17 protein-coding genes and 1 tRNA gene are annotated in these 15,587 nt (G+C 57.1%); 11 read left to right on the plus strand and 7 right to left on the minus strand.

What is annotated here, in order from left to right:
• Positions 1 to 34 precede the first annotated feature (34 nt).
• From soil367_RS09325 to soil367_RS09340, 4 genes are all read left to right on the plus strand, one after another.
• Positions 35 to 1,201 carry a multiubiquitin domain-containing protein gene (locus soil367_RS09325; protein WP_172962311.1) on the plus strand — a complete coding sequence of 389 codons (1,167 nt, stop codon included), beginning with the start codon at positions 35 to 37 and terminating at the stop codon, positions 1,199 to 1,201.
• Positions 1,198 to 2,607 (plus strand): ThiF family adenylyltransferase, encoded by a 1,410-nt coding sequence (locus soil367_RS09330; RefSeq protein WP_136548850.1) that lies wholly within the window; start codon positions 1,198 to 1,200, stop codon positions 2,605 to 2,607. Before soil367_RS09325 ends, soil367_RS09330 begins: the two co-directional genes overlap by 4 nt.
• A gap of 23 nt (positions 2,608 to 2,630) precedes the next feature.
• Positions 2,631 to 2,933 (plus strand): ubiquitination-like system serine protease family protein, encoded by a 303-nt coding sequence (locus soil367_RS19195; protein ID WP_425459954.1) that lies wholly within the window; start codon positions 2,631 to 2,633, stop codon positions 2,931 to 2,933.
• A 72-nt stretch (positions 2,934 to 3,005) separates the two neighbouring features.
• The gene (locus soil367_RS09340) at positions 3,006 to 3,542 is read left to right on the plus strand and encodes a hypothetical protein (protein WP_136548852.1); all 537 of its coding nucleotides are present in this window, start codon (positions 3,006 to 3,008) and stop codon (positions 3,540 to 3,542) included.
• A 230-nt stretch (positions 3,543 to 3,772) separates the two neighbouring features.
• On the opposite strand, the gene soil367_RS18820 is transcribed toward soil367_RS09340, so the two are convergent.
• The 4 genes from soil367_RS18820 to soil367_RS09355 form a co-directional block, all read right to left on the minus strand.
• Positions 3,773 to 3,934 (minus strand): hypothetical protein, encoded by a 162-nt coding sequence (locus soil367_RS18820; protein ID WP_172962312.1) that lies wholly within the window; start codon positions 3,932 to 3,934, stop codon positions 3,773 to 3,775.
• Positions 3,935 to 4,433: 499 nt separating this feature from the next.
• Positions 4,434 to 4,520 (minus strand) — tRNA-Leu (locus soil367_RS09345).
• 235 nt (positions 4,521 to 4,755) lie between these two features.
• On the minus strand, positions 4,756 to 5,721 hold the full coding sequence (locus soil367_RS09350) for a DUF6160 family protein (protein WP_136548853.1): 966 nt from the start codon (positions 5,719 to 5,721) through the stop codon (positions 4,756 to 4,758).
• Positions 5,722 to 6,108: 387 nt separating this feature from the next.
• Positions 6,109 to 6,513 carry an EF-hand domain-containing protein gene (locus soil367_RS09355; RefSeq protein ID WP_136548854.1) on the minus strand — a complete coding sequence of 135 codons (405 nt, stop codon included), beginning with the start codon at positions 6,511 to 6,513 and terminating at the stop codon, positions 6,109 to 6,111.
• A 232-nt stretch (positions 6,514 to 6,745) separates the two neighbouring features.
• On the opposite strand from soil367_RS09355, the gene pncB reads away from it, so the two are divergent.
• From pncB to soil367_RS09375, 4 genes are all read left to right on the plus strand, one after another.
• Entirely contained in the window at positions 6,746 to 7,948 is a 1,203-nt protein-coding gene (gene pncB, locus soil367_RS09360) for a nicotinate phosphoribosyltransferase (RefSeq protein WP_246065246.1), read from the plus strand.
• 72 nt (positions 7,949 to 8,020) lie between these two features.
• Positions 8,021 to 9,508 (plus strand): DUF1538 domain-containing protein, encoded by a 1,488-nt coding sequence (locus soil367_RS19155; RefSeq protein WP_136548855.1) that lies wholly within the window; start codon positions 8,021 to 8,023, stop codon positions 9,506 to 9,508.
• The gene (locus soil367_RS09370; protein WP_136548856.1) at positions 9,505 to 9,855 is read left to right on the plus strand and encodes a transcriptional regulator; all 351 of its coding nucleotides are present in this window, start codon (positions 9,505 to 9,507) and stop codon (positions 9,853 to 9,855) included. Before soil367_RS19155 ends, soil367_RS09370 begins: the two co-directional genes overlap by 4 nt.
• Before the next feature lie 13 nt (positions 9,856 to 9,868).
• Positions 9,869 to 10,258 carry a CBS domain-containing protein gene (locus soil367_RS09375; RefSeq protein WP_136548857.1) on the plus strand — a complete coding sequence of 130 codons (390 nt, stop codon included), beginning with the start codon at positions 9,869 to 9,871 and terminating at the stop codon, positions 10,256 to 10,258.
• A 120-nt stretch (positions 10,259 to 10,378) separates the two neighbouring features.
• Here the strand turns inward: soil367_RS09375 and soil367_RS09380 are convergent, their stop codons facing one another.
• From soil367_RS09380 to soil367_RS09390, 3 genes are all read right to left on the minus strand, one after another.
• The gene (locus soil367_RS09380) at positions 10,379 to 10,972 is read right to left on the minus strand and encodes an exopolysaccharide biosynthesis protein (RefSeq protein WP_136548858.1); all 594 of its coding nucleotides are present in this window, start codon (positions 10,970 to 10,972) and stop codon (positions 10,379 to 10,381) included.
• 168 nt (positions 10,973 to 11,140) lie between these two features.
• Complete coding sequence (locus soil367_RS09385) at positions 11,141 to 12,178, minus strand: sodium:calcium antiporter (protein ID WP_136548859.1); 1,038 nt, start codon at positions 12,176 to 12,178, stop codon at positions 11,141 to 11,143.
• 173 nt (positions 12,179 to 12,351) lie between these two features.
• Complete coding sequence (locus soil367_RS09390; RefSeq protein WP_216642702.1) at positions 12,352 to 13,107, minus strand: ferritin-like domain-containing protein; 756 nt, start codon at positions 13,105 to 13,107, stop codon at positions 12,352 to 12,354.
• A 56-nt stretch (positions 13,108 to 13,163) separates the two neighbouring features.
• Here soil367_RS09390 and soil367_RS09395 point away from each other — a divergent pair, with 56 nt between their 5' ends.
• From soil367_RS09395 to soil367_RS09405, 3 genes are all read left to right on the plus strand, one after another.
• Positions 13,164 to 13,409: a hypothetical protein gene (locus soil367_RS09395; protein WP_136548860.1), complete on the plus strand. Its 246-nt coding sequence runs from the start codon at positions 13,164 to 13,166 to the stop codon at positions 13,407 to 13,409.
• Between the two features lie 257 nt (positions 13,410 to 13,666).
• Entirely contained in the window at positions 13,667 to 14,350 is a 684-nt protein-coding gene (locus tag soil367_RS09400; RefSeq protein ID WP_136548861.1) for a nitroreductase, read from the plus strand.
• A 111-nt stretch (positions 14,351 to 14,461) separates the two neighbouring features.
• Entirely contained in the window at positions 14,462 to 15,436 is a 975-nt protein-coding gene (locus soil367_RS09405) for an NAD(P)H-dependent flavin oxidoreductase (protein ID WP_136548862.1), read from the plus strand.
• Positions 15,437 to 15,587: the final 151 nt, after the last annotated feature.

Raw genomic sequence — 15,587 nt, forward strand, 5'->3', positions numbered from 1 at the left:
CATGTCGCGGTCCGCCATCAAGAGGTTATTCGATATGAACAGCATTATTCCACCTAACCAAGAGCGCATTGAACGCGAAAATATTGCCCTGTCTCGCAAAGAGGGTCGTCTACTCCGCCCAGCTGATCATTACCTGATCCAGGTGCTTGATCCCAGCTTTCAGGGCGACTTGGTCGAGATTGACGACCCGGTGCCTACCGGCCGCCAAGTCTTGACCGCTGCCGGCAAAATCCCCGCTGAACGTCACCTGCTGCTGTTGATCGACGACAAAGGTGTGCTCGAAGAGGTCAATCTCGATGAGCCGGTGGACGTATACCAACGAGGTGTTGAGCAATTCATTGCCTTCGACAGCGACCGCCTTTTTTACGTCGCCTTGAACGGGCGGCGGTTTCCTTGGGGGCAGGCTTCCATCCGTGAGGATGTACTTCGCCAAGTCGGGGGAATTGCCGAAGATCATGCCATCTGGTTAGAGCGCCGTAACGAACCTGATCAGATTCTTGCGGATGGACAAAGTGTGGATTTGGACGAGCCCGGTCTTGAGAAGCTCTATACCCAACCCAAAAACTGGCAATTGAATGTTCAGGGCGTAATGGTGGACTCCGGGCAACCGACAATCCTTGCCAGGGATGCTCTCAAGGCAGCCGGCTTTAATCCTGACAAAGGCTGGATTTTGGTGCTCAAGGTCAAAGGGGAGCCCAAGCAGAGCATCAATATGGATGATGTCGTTGACCTGCGCAAACCTGGAATTGAAAAAATTCGTCTCACACCAGCAGAGATTAACAATGGCGAGGCAGCTGCAGTCTCCGCCCTAGATTTTTCCCTGCTGGAGCAAGACGTGGCCTACCTAAAGCACCTGGGCCTCAACTGGGAGACTCGTCTTGCGGGCGCACGACGCTGGCTGATCATTCGTGACTACGCCTTGCCGAGCGGCTACAACCATGCGCAGGTCGATCTCGCCATCGAGATTCCAACCGCGTACCCGGACGCGAAGCTCGACATGTTCTTTGTTCATCCCGCTCTTACTCTTGCCAATGGAAGTGGTATTGGGCAGACCGAAAGCCGGGAGAACATCCTTGGCAGTGTCTTTCAGCGCTGGAGCCGCCACCTCAACGGCATCACACGCTGGAACCCCCTAACGGATAGCGTGATCACCCACTTAGCTGTTGTCGAAGAATCGCTGCTGCGGGAGGTGGGGCAATGAGCGCTTCAAACTATAACCTGCCCTACAAACTGGCCCTCAGCGAAGCCCATCACGCGCAACTGCGCGAGCACCTTTTCCCCGGCGACGGTCTGGAGGCCGCCGCCATTATTCTCTGTGCACAAAGTGCGACACATCGCTATGTGGTTAATCGAATTCTGCCGGTTGATCACGCCAGTTGCCGCGTGCGCTCGCCCGATCACATTAGTTGGCCAGGTACGGCTATCGAGGCGGCCATTGATCTGGCCGAGGCCAACAACCTGTCCATTGTGTTAATACACTCCCACCCCGGCGGCATGTTGGGTTTCTCAGCCATTGACGATGATAGTGATCACGAAGTTATGCCTGCATTGTTCGAAGCTAGCGAGTTGCCCTCGATCCTTCACGGCTCGGCCATTATGACGCCAAACGGCGCCATTTGCGCACGACTCTATGATCGCCAATTGGCGAGCACATCCTTTAGCGCTGTGCACTGCGCTGGCGATGAGCTGCTCACCTGGGAGGCATCGGGGCAAGGGGGCGTGATGCAAAGACCGATGGCCTTTTCAGCCCAAATGGCGAGCGACCTGAAACATCTCACCGCCTGTGTGGTCGGGGTGTCTGGAACCGGATCCATTGTGGTTGAGCAGCTGGCTCGCCTCGGCATTGGACGACTAATCTTGATCGATTTCGACGAAATCGAATTCAAGAATCTCAACCGCATCGTCAACGCTACTCTAGAGGATGCCCGTAATGGTACCGCCAAAGTGGCGCGATTTGCTTCTGCCGTCCGGCTTTATCGTGACGACATTGAGGTGCTCCCACTCAAAGCCAGTATCGCTAGTCGCGAAGCTATCGAATTGGCGGGCTTGGCCGATGTGCTTTTTTGCTGTGTCGACAGTTACGAAGGTCGCCAGCTGTGTGACCGCATTGCGGCTGCGTTTTTGCAGCCATTGTTTGATGTCGCGGTCACCATTCCTACGCGCCAGACCAACGACGGGGTTGCAATCGGTGATGTCTGCGGGCGAGTGGACTACGTTAAACCTGGCGGGAGCACCCTTGCTGATCGTGGCGTCTATACCCCAGAGACCCTGCGCCGGGAGTACCTGCGGCAAGCAGCCCCCGATGAGGTGACTGAACAGGTGGCCGAAGGTTACATCGAAGGCATTGCCGATGAAGCCCCTTCAGTAATCTCTCTTAACATGCGCGCAGCGAGCGATTGCGTAATGGAGTTTATCGCCCGCGCCTATCCGTTTCGCCAAGAACCCAACCAGAGGCGAGCCCGTACTGTTTTCTCGCTCGCCGCAGGCGAGGAGGAACTTATCAGCGAAACGGATTTTAATCGGGTGCCGAATCCTCACCTTGCGCGCGGATTAATTGAACCCCTGTTGGGCATGCCACGATTTAGCCCCAGCAAGGTGAAAGCATGAGGTGGCCTCGGTGGTTCTTGAAAATGCTAGAAAATGTGCTGCCTGCACGCCGCATTACCATCATTGACGCGGATACGCCGCCACAGAAGCTCCCTTGGCGTAACCTGGTCCTGGCCAGAGAAGGTAGCGAGAACTGGGCCGTGGCCTTCCGTTGCCCTTGCGGCTGCGGTAAACGCCTCGAGTTGTTATTGATCAAAGAGGCAAAGCCCAATTGGTCTATCAGCATGAGCAAGGGGGAGAAACCCACTTTGCATCCGTCAATCTGGCTCAAAGCAGGGTGCAACTCTCACTTCTGGATACGAGACGGAAAAGTTTTCTGGGTTTAAGCCTACCGCAGCTCTAGCCTACCAGCGGAGCCCCACGATGGCCTCGCCCACTGTATTCTACGAGGAGTCCTTTTGAACATGTACGACATTTTTACCAAGCCCACGCCTTACGTCGCCGTCTTGCTTCTCTGTATGGCAGCAGCCTTCACGGGAATGATGGCCGGTCCCCGGGCGGGCCGGTCCGACGCCACAATAGAAGCCTACCGGGAGGTTGGGCGTGAAATCTTTTTCGTTTTCCTACCCTTCGTCTTCTACTCAGTGTTGGCAACCACTAATGAGTCACTTTTGGCTTTTCTCGCAGGCACGGAGCTGCCAATGGCCTCCGCAATCGTAAGCGGTATGAGCATTCTGAGCATCAACAAGGGCATAAAGGCATCGAAGGGGCGCTACCCAATGGATAAGTTCGCCACCCTTATGAAGTGGGCTAGAACAACATTGATAGCTTGCTTGATCCTCGTTGCATGGCTGTTCTTCGACGAGTCGCCATGGCCATGGTTCAGTGTAATCAATCTCGGCGTTGTGATTGCCGTGATCACACTTGCGTTCGGAGTCATCGCAGCGATGAGCCGCATGGAAAAGGTTCCTCAAGAGGTCGGCATAGCCCCCTAGAACACAAGCTGTCTGTACGAAGACTCCGCAACGGGAGCTTTTTGTACATCCATGAATACCATGATGGTGACCATTTTAACCGTTCGGCTTCGACGTACGCGAAAGAGGAAATCAAGAACATTTACAGCACACTAATACGGAGGCGACTCTACCCTGTTACTGCGGACATTTCTGAAAAAGAGGCACGCTGTGCAAAGGAGATGTCTGTGTCCAGATGCAGGAAACATAGCTCAGAATTCAAACGCGGAGCCGACGCTTTGGCTCGCCAACCCGGTGTTAGCTATCGCCAGATAGTCTTGAAAACTGACGTCAACCCCAACCTGTTGTTCCGGTGGTAGCGCAAAGCGAATGCCAAAATAGACAAGCACGCCGCCCATGGAGACCCGGCTCACCCAGAGACGAAAACCTCGTCCTTTTAAAGCCGCCTCAGAGGCTGATGTCGAGCTCCAAGGGAATTTGCCGGATGAGCTCCGAGAGCTAACCGCAATGGGCTGGCAGACCCGCCAGGGCTCTGTCGGAAGAAGGTCTGTGATAGGTGTCAGCAACTAGCTCACTTGATAAAGTGCGAAAAAGGATGTGATCCTGCATCTGGGATACCTCTGTGTTCGAAAGCACGCCACAAGCCCAGCCAATCTCAATTGGCAACCAATTGGCAACCAGAAACCCTAACCCTCAGAAACGAAAAAGCCCGGTCCTTGCGGATCCGGGCTAAGTCGTTGAAATAATTGGTCGGGACGGGAGGATTTGAACCTCCGACCCCTTGCACCCCATAAATAGGATCCTGGATCGCTACCTCAATAGGCCTTAACACTTCTCTATTCGACCGCGACGTCACTGCAAATACGTTCACAAAAAAGAGGAGACCCCAACAATCTATCTTGATGCTAAGTATGGTGCCCGGGGCCGGACTTGAACCGGCACGACCTAACGGTCAGGGGATTTTAAGTCCCCAGTGTCTACCAATTTCACCACCCGGGCGGGGAGGTAACTGCGAGGTGGGAAGAGCGTCGGGATTCTATCGGGGGGGATGGGATGTTTCAACCTTATTCATTGGTGAACTGACTCGAACGAATCCAAGCTCTGTCAGTTCCTGGCCCATTCCGTAAGTACCTCAACCCCCTGCCCGGCCCGCATAACAACAAAGCCCCGAAGGGCTTTGCTTGTGCTGCTTGCTTATCCGATCGGCTTTAGCAGCCGACTACGCGACTCAGATTCAGTGACCGTAGATCGTCAGGTCGGCCTGGACCTGGAGGTCGGTCCAGTAGATGTTGCCGATGGTCGGCATGTTGTTACCCCAGCCGACGTTCATCCAGTCCATATCCGTTGAGAAATCGGTGAGGTTCACACGCAGGCCGCCGTCGTTCTCTGCTGCGCCGACATCCGCCTGAATGTGGGCGTAGGAATGCACGGTGCCGTCAGGGGCGGTGTATACCAGTACGTCGTCGCCGCGGCGGTTATGCATTTTCAGGTCGAAGGTCATGCTCTTGTGGGTGAGCAGGATCGGGATGTAAAAGTCGGTGGTCACTTCGCCTTCCAGGCTGAAGAAGGCGTTGATATTCATCGTGTCGTTTTCTTCATCGATGACAATATCAGTCGGACCCAACAGGCCTTTGAACTTCAGGCCGGAGACGATGCTGGTGCCCGCGTTTGTGCCTTCGCCGGGTGCAAGGCCGCTCTGGCCAAGCTGGATGGCGTCTATAACCAGGCCGAAATCCACGCCTTCCGCGTGATCCTGTGCGTCGAGGCTAATTACCAGGTCGCCGTCTTCAATCACAACGGGGGTAACGCCGTGGTCGCCGCTTTCTTCGGTCAGGGTGAGCGCGGTGCCGTCGAGTTTATCCAGGCCCCATTTAGCACCCAGATCATCCTGATTGGAGCCGGCGACATCGAGTGTGAGGCGGAGGTTATCGAGCGCGGTGCCCGCGGTAACGTCTTCACCCAACGCTGCCTGGGCAATGCCTGCCCCACCCAGCTTCAGGTCGTTGATGAAGATGAAGCCCTGGTCTTTGTAGGCTACTTCAGCAATCTCGACGTTGGCGGAGAGGTCCATGGTGATACCCGCCTGACCCGTTGCAGCACGGAGTCCGGAATCATCCATCGCCTGGAATTCGGCATGCCCGGCCAAGGGTGCCAGCAACCCCGCCACGAGCAGTGGCGCCTTTCGCTTGAGGTATGTCATTCCCGTTTCCCTGAAGTCGTTATTATTGTTTCATCAAACTGCTTTTGAAGCGCTGGCATGGGAAGACTGGCTTCCAGGTAGCTGGGATCGTATTGCCGATTCCTTCGTCCAGCTACATGCCCTATGCCCTATGCCCTCTACGATTGCCGCCTGCCGCAAAGACGCTGGGAATTCGCTCGTAGATATATCGTTATCCTACCTGAGTCATGCTCGCAAACTGTGCGCGAACGCACATACCGCATTAGCCGGGTCCGATGGTTTCTATAACGGCAATTTGCAGCTAAGTGTTTGTGGCGGGCGGGGTTTCATGGCGCTGGAGGTCAGACTGGGGTGGGGATCAGACGGGGGCGGAGGCCCACGGGGCAGCCTCCGCGCGCGAAGGTAGCTTTACCGGTCGCTATTCTGTTTCTGCTTGCGACGGGCTTCTTCGAATTCTTCGCGGCTGACGCCCATGTCCTGATTCGTGTCGAGACGCTCCAGGTTGCGGTCGCCGAGCTCAAGCTCGTAGCTGTTGTCAGGGCCGGCGTTTGAACTACCGTAGGCGTTCAGCTCGTGGCCATCGAGCTTGCCGTCGGCGTTGGTGTCCAACTCGTCAAAGGGCGTTCCCATTCCCATGGGCGCCTGACCCTTACCGGGGATTCTGTCACTGCCGACGCCGGGATCAGTCTGATAATTACCCTGCCCTGTCGGATCGTTCTGTGTGGACGGATACGGGTTCTCAGCCACCGCAGGCGCGGCCCCGGCAAGCAGCAGGGTCAAGAGGGGTATGCCCAGTGTCATTGGCTTGTTCATGGCGCTCTCCTTTTGCCTTGTGTCGCAGTCGACGCTCTGAGCGCGTTCTGTACCCTTACGCTCAACATGACGCCACTCATCCGATTCTCTCGCATAATGGCCAATTGCCCAGTTACGGTGCGGTCATCCTCAGCCCCGCGAATCAGCTCGGGCATGAGCATTGCAGCCAGGCGCTTCAGTCAATGGCGCCAACTATGCGACACTCAGGGCTGACCGTAGCGACTGAAAGGCGATGATGACAGCGACCTACCGTACAGACGGACCTATTATTACGTCTCTGCTGGACACCGACTGGTACAAGCTCACGATGATGCAGGGGGTGCATCATGTGTACCCCAACGCGAGTGTGTCCTGGGAGTTCCGTTGTCGCAACGCGGAAGACCTTGAGCCCTACCTTACCGATATACGAGCCCAGATAGAGCAGCTGAGCGATGTCCAGCTTAGTACCGAAGAGTCAGCGTACCTGAGCCAGGTGCCTTACATGTCACCTGATTTCATTCGCTTTCTGGAACTGTTCCGGTTTCGACCCGAGTATGTTTCGGTCGCGATGGAAGGCAATGAGCTGTGCATAGTTATTGATGGGCCCTGGACGCACAGCATTTTGTTTGAAATCGTCATCCTGGCGATCATCAGCGAGGTGCGTAACCGCGCGCTTTACCCCCACGTTACGATCGATGAGGCCACGGCCCAGCTGCGGCTCAAGCTCGCAAACCTGCGGCGCGATTATTCCCGGGAGCAGCTGTCCGGACTCAGGCTGGCCGATTTTGGTACGCGGCGTCGGCTGTCTCAGCCGGTTCAGGAGGCCATCGTTACCGTGCTGGAAGACGAGTTTCCCGGTAAATTCGTCGGCACCAGCAACGTTGATATTGCGCGCCGGCACAACATCGCCCCCATGGGTACGATGGCCCACGAATGGATTATGGCGCACCAGCAGCTGGGCAGCCGCCTGGTGGACAGCCAGCGTGCCGCGCTTGAGGCGTGGGTGCAGGAATACCGGGGTTACCTGGGTATTGCGATCACCGATACCGTGACGCTCGACGCCTTCCTGCGGGATTTCGATCTTTACTTTGCCAAACTGTTCGACGGCCTGCGGCATGATAGCGGCGACCCCTTGGTCTTCGCAGAGAAGTGCATTGCTCACTACCAGAAGCTGGGGATCGACCCTCGGGGCAAGACCCTGATTTTCAGCAACAATCTGACGCTTGACCGGGCGATGGAGATCAAAACCCTGCTTGAGGGACGCATCAGGACCAGTTTCGGTATCGGGACCAGCCTGACCTGCGATATTCCTGGCATCAAACCCATGAACATCGTTATAAAGATGGTCTCCTGCAATGGTCAGCCAGTGGCAAAGGTGTCGGACGACCCGGGCAAGACGATGACCCGGGACGAAGGTTATGTGAACTACCTCAAGCACGTTTTCGGCGTGGCCTGATAACTACGCCACTGTTGAGCATATGGGCGCGCGGCACCCATCCTTTTATAGACCGGTTCCAAGGGGCATCTCGTGCACGACCTACAGGCTTTTGGACACGCGTTCCTTCACGCGCTCAAGAACCTGTTTCCTATCGTTCTGGTTGTCGTGTTTTTCCAGCTTGTCGTGCTACGGCAGGTACCCGACAACAGCCTCAGCATTTCAATCGGCCTACTTATTGTCGCCACCGGCGTCGCCCTGTTTCTTCGCGGGCTGGAGCTCAGTGTCTTTCCCGTGGGCAAAAGCCTGTCCAACCAGTTTGCCCGTCGTGGGTCGTTACCCATTCTATTGTCGTTCGGTTTCGCTCTTGGCTTTTCAGCAGTGGTGGCCGAGCCCGCGCTCATCGCCGTTGCCCATCAGGCAGAGGAAATCAGCCAGGGCCGTATAAATGGCCTCACGCTGCGTCTTCTTATCGCGGTGTCGGTGGGGCTGGTGGTCGCGGTGGGGGTCTTTCGGACCATCATGGGCTGGCCGTTGCACTGGTTCATGATCATTGGCTATATCCTGGTGGTCACCCTGACCTGGTTCGCACCGCCGGAAATTGTGGGACTGGCCTACGACTCGGGCGGCGTGACGACCAATATTGTGACGGTGCCCCTGATTGCCGCCATGGGTATCGGCCTCGCGACATCAATCCGTGGCCGTAATCCGCTGACCGACGGTTTTGGCCTGGTCGCCCTCGCGGTCATGACCCCCATGCTGAGCGTCCAGGCCTATGGCATTCTTGTCTATAGCGGCGCAGCCGGAGATGCAGCCGTCAGTCTGCCGTCCTCTGGTACAGATACGGCCCTGGGCGGTCCGCTTAAGATACTGCTTGAACTGGCTGGCATGGTCCGCGATGTGCTTCCACTGATTGTGACCATCCTGTTTTTTCAGTATCTGGTACTAAAGCGCGGGCTGGCCAATCCTCAGCGGGTCATCCTGGGCTTTGTGCTGGTTATAGTCGGGCTCTACGCGTTCGTGGTGGGTCTGAAGCTTGGGCTTTTCCCGATTGGTACCGGTATGGCCGAACAGCTCATCGCTATGGAGCGCTTCGGCTTTATCTATCTGTTTGCCTTCGCCATCGGCTTTGCCACGACCATGGCCGAGCCGGCGTTGATAGCAATTGGCGAACAGGCCGAGGAAGCCGCTGCCGGCACGCTTAATGGTAACGCCATAAGGGTACTGGTTGCGTTTGGTGTCGCCATCGGTATCAGCATTGGGGTGCACCGCATCATCGTGGGTGACTCGATCCACTACTACATCATGGGCGGCTATGTGCTGGTGATCGCATTGACAGCCCTCGCGCCACGTACCATTGTCGCGCTTGCCTATGACCTCGGCGGCGTTACCACTTCAGAGGTAACCGTTCCCCTGGTAACCGCTCTGGGCGTGGGGCTGGCGACTCACATTGAAGGGCGCAATGTCCTCATGGATGGCTTTGGGCTGATCGCTTTCGCATCCATATTTCCGATTGTCACTGTCATGCTGTACGCCATCGTGATGCGTTGGCTCGCTAACAGAAGGGAGGTTGAGCAATGAAATTTTCAGTATTGGTGGCTTTTGTGCCGGAGGATCTGGAGCAGGACTGCATCGACGCGGCCCGGGAACAAGGTGCGGGCGGCATAACGCTGTTGTCCGGACGGGGCATCGCAAACACAACAAAGAAGACTTTTTTTGGCCTCAGCTTTGATGGAAGCCAATCCGTACTGATGATGGTGCTGGAAAAAAGTCTCTCACTGGAGGTGCTCAAAGCAATCCAGGGAATCATTATGCCTAACGATACTGACTCCCAGGGGCTGGTCTTTACGGTTCCCCTGGAGCACCTGGGTGGGATCGATTTGAGCCAGTATGAAAAGTTTGAGCAGCACGTTAAAGAAGGCTTCTGACGGAGAATCCAAGATGCGACTGGTAAAAGATGTGATGGTCCGGGATGTGGTTACGGTGTCACCCCTGGCCAAGATCCGTGAGGCGCTGGGCCTGATGAAGCAGCATGGGCTGAAATCGTTGGTGGTGCACCAGCAGAACCCGAATGACGCGTGGGGCCTGATCACCTACACAAACATACTGAAGACCATCGTGGCCGAAGGCGGCGACATCGATCTTCTTAATGTCTACGACGTTTGCGCGCGTCCGGCGCTGTCAGTCGGCGAAAACCTGGCGCTTAAACACGTCGCCTCGATGATGACGGAGCATAGGGTCAAACGTTTGCTGGTTCTGCGAGATAACGAGCTGCTTGGTTTCATCTCCATGAATGACATCATGGAAGCTCTTCTCGAAGACCTGGATTGAGCGACGGCAAGCTGGGGTCTGCGAATCAGGCTGGATACAAGTCGGACCGCTTAGGCGAGCCGCGCCCCTGCGTCGCGCTTTGCCCGTGTTGAGAACTGCGCCCCGTGACGGACCGGCCCGCTAGACAAAGTTGAGCACCAAGGCCCAGGTCACTATCGTCGTCGCGAAAGCGATCAAGGCCATCAGGCCATCGTGGGCCATAAGTGCAAGGCCAAACAGCGTCAATGCCAGCCCTGCGCCATTGGCCGAGAAAGGTATGAACTCCATCGGCGGCATGGTCAGCGCTATACCGATGCACACGAGCGCGACAGCATAAACGCCGATTCCGCGGGTGAAAATGGCAAGGCGGGGACGGAAGAAGCGGTCCATGAAGCGTGCAGGCGGACGCGTCCACTTCAGCGATTTCCGCACCTTGTCGCGCTCGACTGAACGCTTCAGGAGAAAGTCAGGCAACCAGAAGTAATCCCGCCCCAGCAAAAGCTGTCCTGCCACCACCAGAACGAGCAACGCCATCAGCGTGGGCACGCCAGGAATGTCGCCCACGATGGGCATCAGGGTGATAATGCCGGGAACGAGCAGCAGCGGGCCGAAGGAGCGGCGTCCGACGGCAGTCACAATGCCTTCCAGCGTGGTCCGCTCACCGCCTGTTCGCTCCGCGTACGCGATACGGTCCAGCATTTGCTCCAGGTCCCGAGGGCCATGCGGCTCCGACATTCTCACCCCCCCTATGCCCACCTGCGCTGCACGCCAGTGTTCAGGCAGCGTTCGGTTTTCGTGTCGACATCAGCGCTCGGCATTGGGCTACGCGGCTCAAAACGCCCACGGGGCTGTCAGTCAACTGACTATTCACCTGACTACTCAACTGCCCAGTCAACTGCCCAGTCAACTGATAAAAAGCCTTCCCACACCGAGTCCATAGACGACAATCAGCGCTACGCTTTCCGCTCCTATACCGCCCAGGCCCTGCTCCTGCCTGCGGATCAAGCCCATCATCAGGAAACTGGTCATCACTAGCGAGAGGCTGACCCAGAACACAGCCTGTTCAGACATGGCATGGTAAATAGAGCCGTCCCGGTAGGCGATGTCGGATGCAGCCGTAAACAACGTATCGAAAGCGTTGCCACCCACTATGCCGCCAACCGCGAGCGTCAACGCGCCGCGGCGCACTGCGGCTATGGAGGTCACGAGTTCCGGTAGCGAGGTGCTGGTGGCAGTAAAGAGCACACCTACGATGGTTTGCCCAAGACCTGTCCGGGCGGCAATATTTGAAGCTGCCGGCTCAAGTATCCAACCGGCGAAACCCATGGTGCTGATCAGTATCAGAAACTCGATAACCAACCTGGGCAGCGCCGGCGTCGCGTCTTCATCCTCGGGAACATCGTCGCGCGTCTCACGCGTGATCGACGGGTTCCACATGGGCTGAAGCCGCGCACCTTTGACCAATTTTATGCCGTAGATGTACAGGCAGAAGAGAATCGGGGTGACCGGATGAACGCCCCAGACAGTAACATCCGGCAGCGTTGGCGCCAGAAGGATGATCGCCAGCAGGGACATGAGCAGAGCGTTCTGGAGCATGTTGGGCGCAGAAGCGGCCGCATGCTCAAGGTTTGCTCGCCTGTAGAAAATATCGGCTACCGCCAGAAACAGCGTCTGCACGGCGATTCCGCCGAGCGCGTTACTGACCGAAAGCTCAGCGTGGCCCTTCCACGCTGCCGTTACAGAAAGCACGGCCCCGGACAGTGAGGTCGAGGCGCCCAAAAGCACAGCTCCGGCAATAGCTTCACCAAGTCCTGTTCGGTCCGCCAACTGATCGACGATGCGCGTCAGCCGCGTGCCCAGAACCCCAATCACCACTGCACAGGCAGCAAAGACAAGACTGCTCTGCAATAACGTCCAGCTGTCTGGGCTAAAAACTGCCACTTAACCTCCCCTGTCAGTGGTTGCGCCCCACGCGTTACATTTCAAGCCCATGCCGAGCTTCGCATCGTCCATGGGTCATGGTGTAATTCAACGCTAGCAGTCCGTCAGGCTTTTACGCAATCCTTGGCAGTGCCAATCGAGGCCGAATAGCGGCTTTCTCTGTCAGTTGGCGTTCAGATCGCGGTCGCCTGCTGAAGCGTCATTTCGCGTAGCCAGCTCTTGATCTGCTCAACGTGTTTACTCTCCTGCCCCAGGGCTTCCTGGAAACGCTGAGCCGTCTTGGTCTGGCCCATACCGTGGGCAAGCTCAACGAGTAGTTCCCACGCAGCGTGATCCGTCAGTTCCGCGGCAAGTATGGCGTTGAGGCACTGCGGAAATGACGTCCGTGGTTCGGTCAGCACTTTGATAACACCCAGCGCCGCCATCGCCGAAGCATCGGCATCGGGCGTCTGGGCAGTCGGGTCCGCACCGATGGAGTCCATGACTTCCTTCACAAGCTCAAAATGCTCGGCCTCTTCTTTGCGGAACTGCTTCAGAACATCCAAGGAGATGACGTCCGCCCCCGGGCTTGTCTGATCGGCTTCACATTTCATGATCAACGCATCATAGAGCCTGACGCCAGTGCGCTCGAACGCCAGCCGTTGCCCGAGCTTGTTTATCAGCACTTCCGGGTTGTGCCCCGTCAGTTTGTCCTTGCCGGTCTGGAGGAAGCCTCGGAATGTCCCTGGAATGGGAACCGAGCCGACGGATGTTTTCAGGGTGATGTAGCTGGTGCGAATAGCCGCCATCTCTTCGGAACTGACAGGCCCGACCTTGAACAGCGCGTTGCCGCTCAGCATCTCCTTGGTCAGGGTCGGCGACATGTTGATGCCGGTGTGGTTCAGCGCCCGGGTTTCAGTATTTTCCATGCGGGTTTCAGTGTTTGCCATGAGTGTGCTCCTTGCGTTCTCGTGGTTGATCTGGCGGTATGGGCCTGTCGAGCCAAATGGCTGCCGTAGCTCATCTTTGTCCGGCCGCCATGGGCAACTGCCTGGCCGCCAAGGACAACGGCATAGTTGCGCTTGTGCGCGCCCAGGACGGTCGCGACTTCACTATGCAGGGTACATGCCCATCAGAAACGGCCAGCTTATCCGCCAGCAAATCCACGGACCAGGCTTCGCGGCGCGGCATGTCTGCCCTGCGCCCTGGCGCCTCACCCGACGGTGATCTCCTGGAGTGTGGCGGCTTTTAACCCGCGCACGTCCGGAAAAAGTCGGTAAAACTTTCAACCGCTCTGCAAAGCTTGCGGAACGGGCACGAAGCGCGCGTATTCCCCCTGGCTGTCGCGCTGGTACCGAACCCGCCTGGATGAAGGGTACGGGCATGGCCCTCGTAATAATCTGATACGAAAAGGGACTACCGCGGTGCATCGTTACCTTGCTAACGTACCCGGCTTTGGCCACGAATTTGGCATCGCCTTTCATAACGCACCTTCGGAGTCGTAGTCGAATGAACGTTCAAGAACAGATGTCTCTGGTGGATGCTATCTCAGCCCGCCGTTCAGTGCGGGGCTTCCATCCTGACCCCGTACCCCAGGATACGCTCGACCAGATTTTTGCGCTTGCCCAGAAGGCGCCGTCGAACTGTAACACCCAGCCATGGCAGACGTTCGTAGCCTCCGGGCGGCTGAAGGACCAGCTCCGGGATCAGTTTGTGGAGCGTGCCCGTGCGGGAACGCCGGCCAACTCGGACTTCCAGTATGTTGAACGGTTCGAGGGCCAGTACCGTAAGCGACAGGTCGCCTGTGCGGTAGCACTCTATGACGAAATGGGCATCAGCCGGGACGATAAACCCGGCAGAATGCGGGCAGCTCTGCGCAACTTTGAGCTATTCGATGCGCCCCATATCGCTTTTCTCGCCATGGACCGGTCCTTTGGCGAAACCATCGCGCTGGACGTGGGCATGTACGCCCAGACACTCATGCTGGCCATGACGGCCTTTGGGGTGAGTTCCTGCGCAATGGGCAGTATGCGTAACTACCCCGACCTTGTGCGCAGCGCTTTCGATATCGACGGTAGCGTGGGTATTCTGCTGGGCATCAGTTTCGGTTATGAAGACCCTGAGGTGGCCGCCAACCGCACCCGGACCACGCGGGAAGAACTCGAGAATACGGTGGTTTTTCGCGACCACTGAAACGGCTATCCAGACGAAGAGACATACGCAGCCAAGCGCTCAGCTGAGCGCCCGTTTGCGGGTCGACTTCTGCATTGACGTCCAAATTCCTATCCTGCATGGAGAAAAGACATGAGCCTACCAACGCAGTTGGCTGACAAACTGGCGCTCCCTGTGATCTGCTCGCCGATGTTCATTCTCTCTAATCCTGAGATGGTCATCGAGCAGTGCAAAGCCGGCCTTGTTGGCTCGTTCCCCGCACTGAACGCCCGACCCGCAGAAAAGCTCGACGAATGGATCACACAGATCCAGCGCGAACTGGAGAAATATCAGGCGGAGCACCCGGACGCAAAAGTCGGCCCGTTTGCGGTAAACCAGATATGTCATTCGTCCAACGAGCGCCTGGCCCATGACGTGGAAGTCTGCGTAAAGCACAAGGTACCCATCGTCATCACCAGCCTGCGCGCGCCAACTGACGTGGTCGATGCTATCCACAGCTATGGCGGCCTGGTCTTCCACGACGTCATCAATGTGCGTCACGCCAAAAAAGCCCTCAGCGCCGGGGTCGACGGCCTCATACTGGTCAGTGCCGGCGCGGGCGGCCATGCCGGTGCGTTGAGCCCTTTTGCCCTGCTCACCGAAATCCGCGGTTTCTACGACGGCACTGTGATCCTTGCTGGCTCCCTGACCAAAGGGCATCACATTCTCAGCGCTGAAGTCATGGGCGCCGATCTCGCCTATATGGGCACCCGTTTCATTGCCACTCGAGAGGCCAACGCGGATCAGGCCTACAAAGAGATGGTCACCACATCTTCAGCGGCGGATGTGGTCTACACCAACCTCTTCACGGGCGTGCACGGCAATTACCTCAGGGGCAGTATCGAGAATGCGGGGCTCGACCCTGAAAACCTGGGCACCTCGGACCCGTCCAAAATGCAATTCAGTGACACGGGCAGTAAGAGCAAGGCCTGGAAAGACATATGGGGCGCCGGTCAAGGTGTCGGTAGTATCACGAGCATTACAACAGTGGCTGAAACGGCAGCAGACCTCAAAGCGGAGTATGCCGCTGCGCGGGCCAGATTTGGCATGCCTGTCGGCAAGCCGTAAAGCGGGCCAGACGCCGTAGCGACTGAGCTTTGCTGCCCCTGATATTCCAGAGTGTCGGCCTGTTTCCGTCGAGGACAAACCAAGACCTCGGCCGACCATTACAGCAAACGCGCCTCTAAAGAAGCGGGCTACCAAACTGGCTCCAGCTTCT

Origin of the sequence: Hydrocarboniclastica marina (assembly GCF_004851605.1) — a bacterium.
In the GTDB taxonomy this organism is placed as follows: Bacteria; Pseudomonadota; Gammaproteobacteria; order Pseudomonadales; family Oleiphilaceae; genus Hydrocarboniclastica; species Hydrocarboniclastica marina.

Excerpts from the sequence above, each read along its gene's own strand:
- soil367_RS09380 (WP_136548858.1), bottom strand. The coding sequence starts at position 10,972 with ATGTCGGAGCCGCATGGCCCTCGGGACCTGGAGCAAATGCTGGACCGT.
- soil367_RS09390 (WP_216642702.1), bottom strand. The coding sequence starts at position 13,107 with ATGGCAAACACTGAAACCCGCATGGAAAATACTGAAACCCGGGCGCTG.
- pncB (WP_246065246.1), top strand. The coding sequence starts at position 6,746 with ATGATGACAGCGACCTACCGTACAGACGGACCTATTATTACGTCTCTG.
- soil367_RS09325 (WP_172962311.1), top strand. The coding sequence starts at position 35 with ATGAACAGCATTATTCCACCTAACCAAGAGCGCATTGAACGCGAAAAT.
- soil367_RS09370 (WP_136548856.1), top strand. The coding sequence starts at position 9,505 with ATGAAATTTTCAGTATTGGTGGCTTTTGTGCCGGAGGATCTGGAGCAG.
- soil367_RS09400 (WP_136548861.1), top strand. The coding sequence starts at position 13,667 with ATGAACGTTCAAGAACAGATGTCTCTGGTGGATGCTATCTCAGCCCGC.
- soil367_RS09375 (WP_136548857.1), top strand. The coding sequence starts at position 9,869 with ATGCGACTGGTAAAAGATGTGATGGTCCGGGATGTGGTTACGGTGTCA.
- soil367_RS09330 (WP_136548850.1), top strand. The coding sequence starts at position 1,198 with ATGAGCGCTTCAAACTATAACCTGCCCTACAAACTGGCCCTCAGCGAA.
- soil367_RS19195 (WP_425459954.1), top strand. The coding sequence starts at position 2,631 with ATGCTAGAAAATGTGCTGCCTGCACGCCGCATTACCATCATTGACGCG.
- soil367_RS09355 (WP_136548854.1), bottom strand. The coding sequence starts at position 6,513 with ATGAACAAGCCAATGACACTGGGCATACCCCTCTTGACCCTGCTGCTT.
- soil367_RS09405 (WP_136548862.1), top strand. The coding sequence starts at position 14,462 with ATGAGCCTACCAACGCAGTTGGCTGACAAACTGGCGCTCCCTGTGATC.
- soil367_RS09350 (WP_136548853.1), bottom strand. The coding sequence starts at position 5,721 with ATGACATACCTCAAGCGAAAGGCGCCACTGCTCGTGGCGGGGTTGCTG.
- soil367_RS09395 (WP_136548860.1), top strand. The coding sequence starts at position 13,164 with ATGGCTGCCGTAGCTCATCTTTGTCCGGCCGCCATGGGCAACTGCCTG.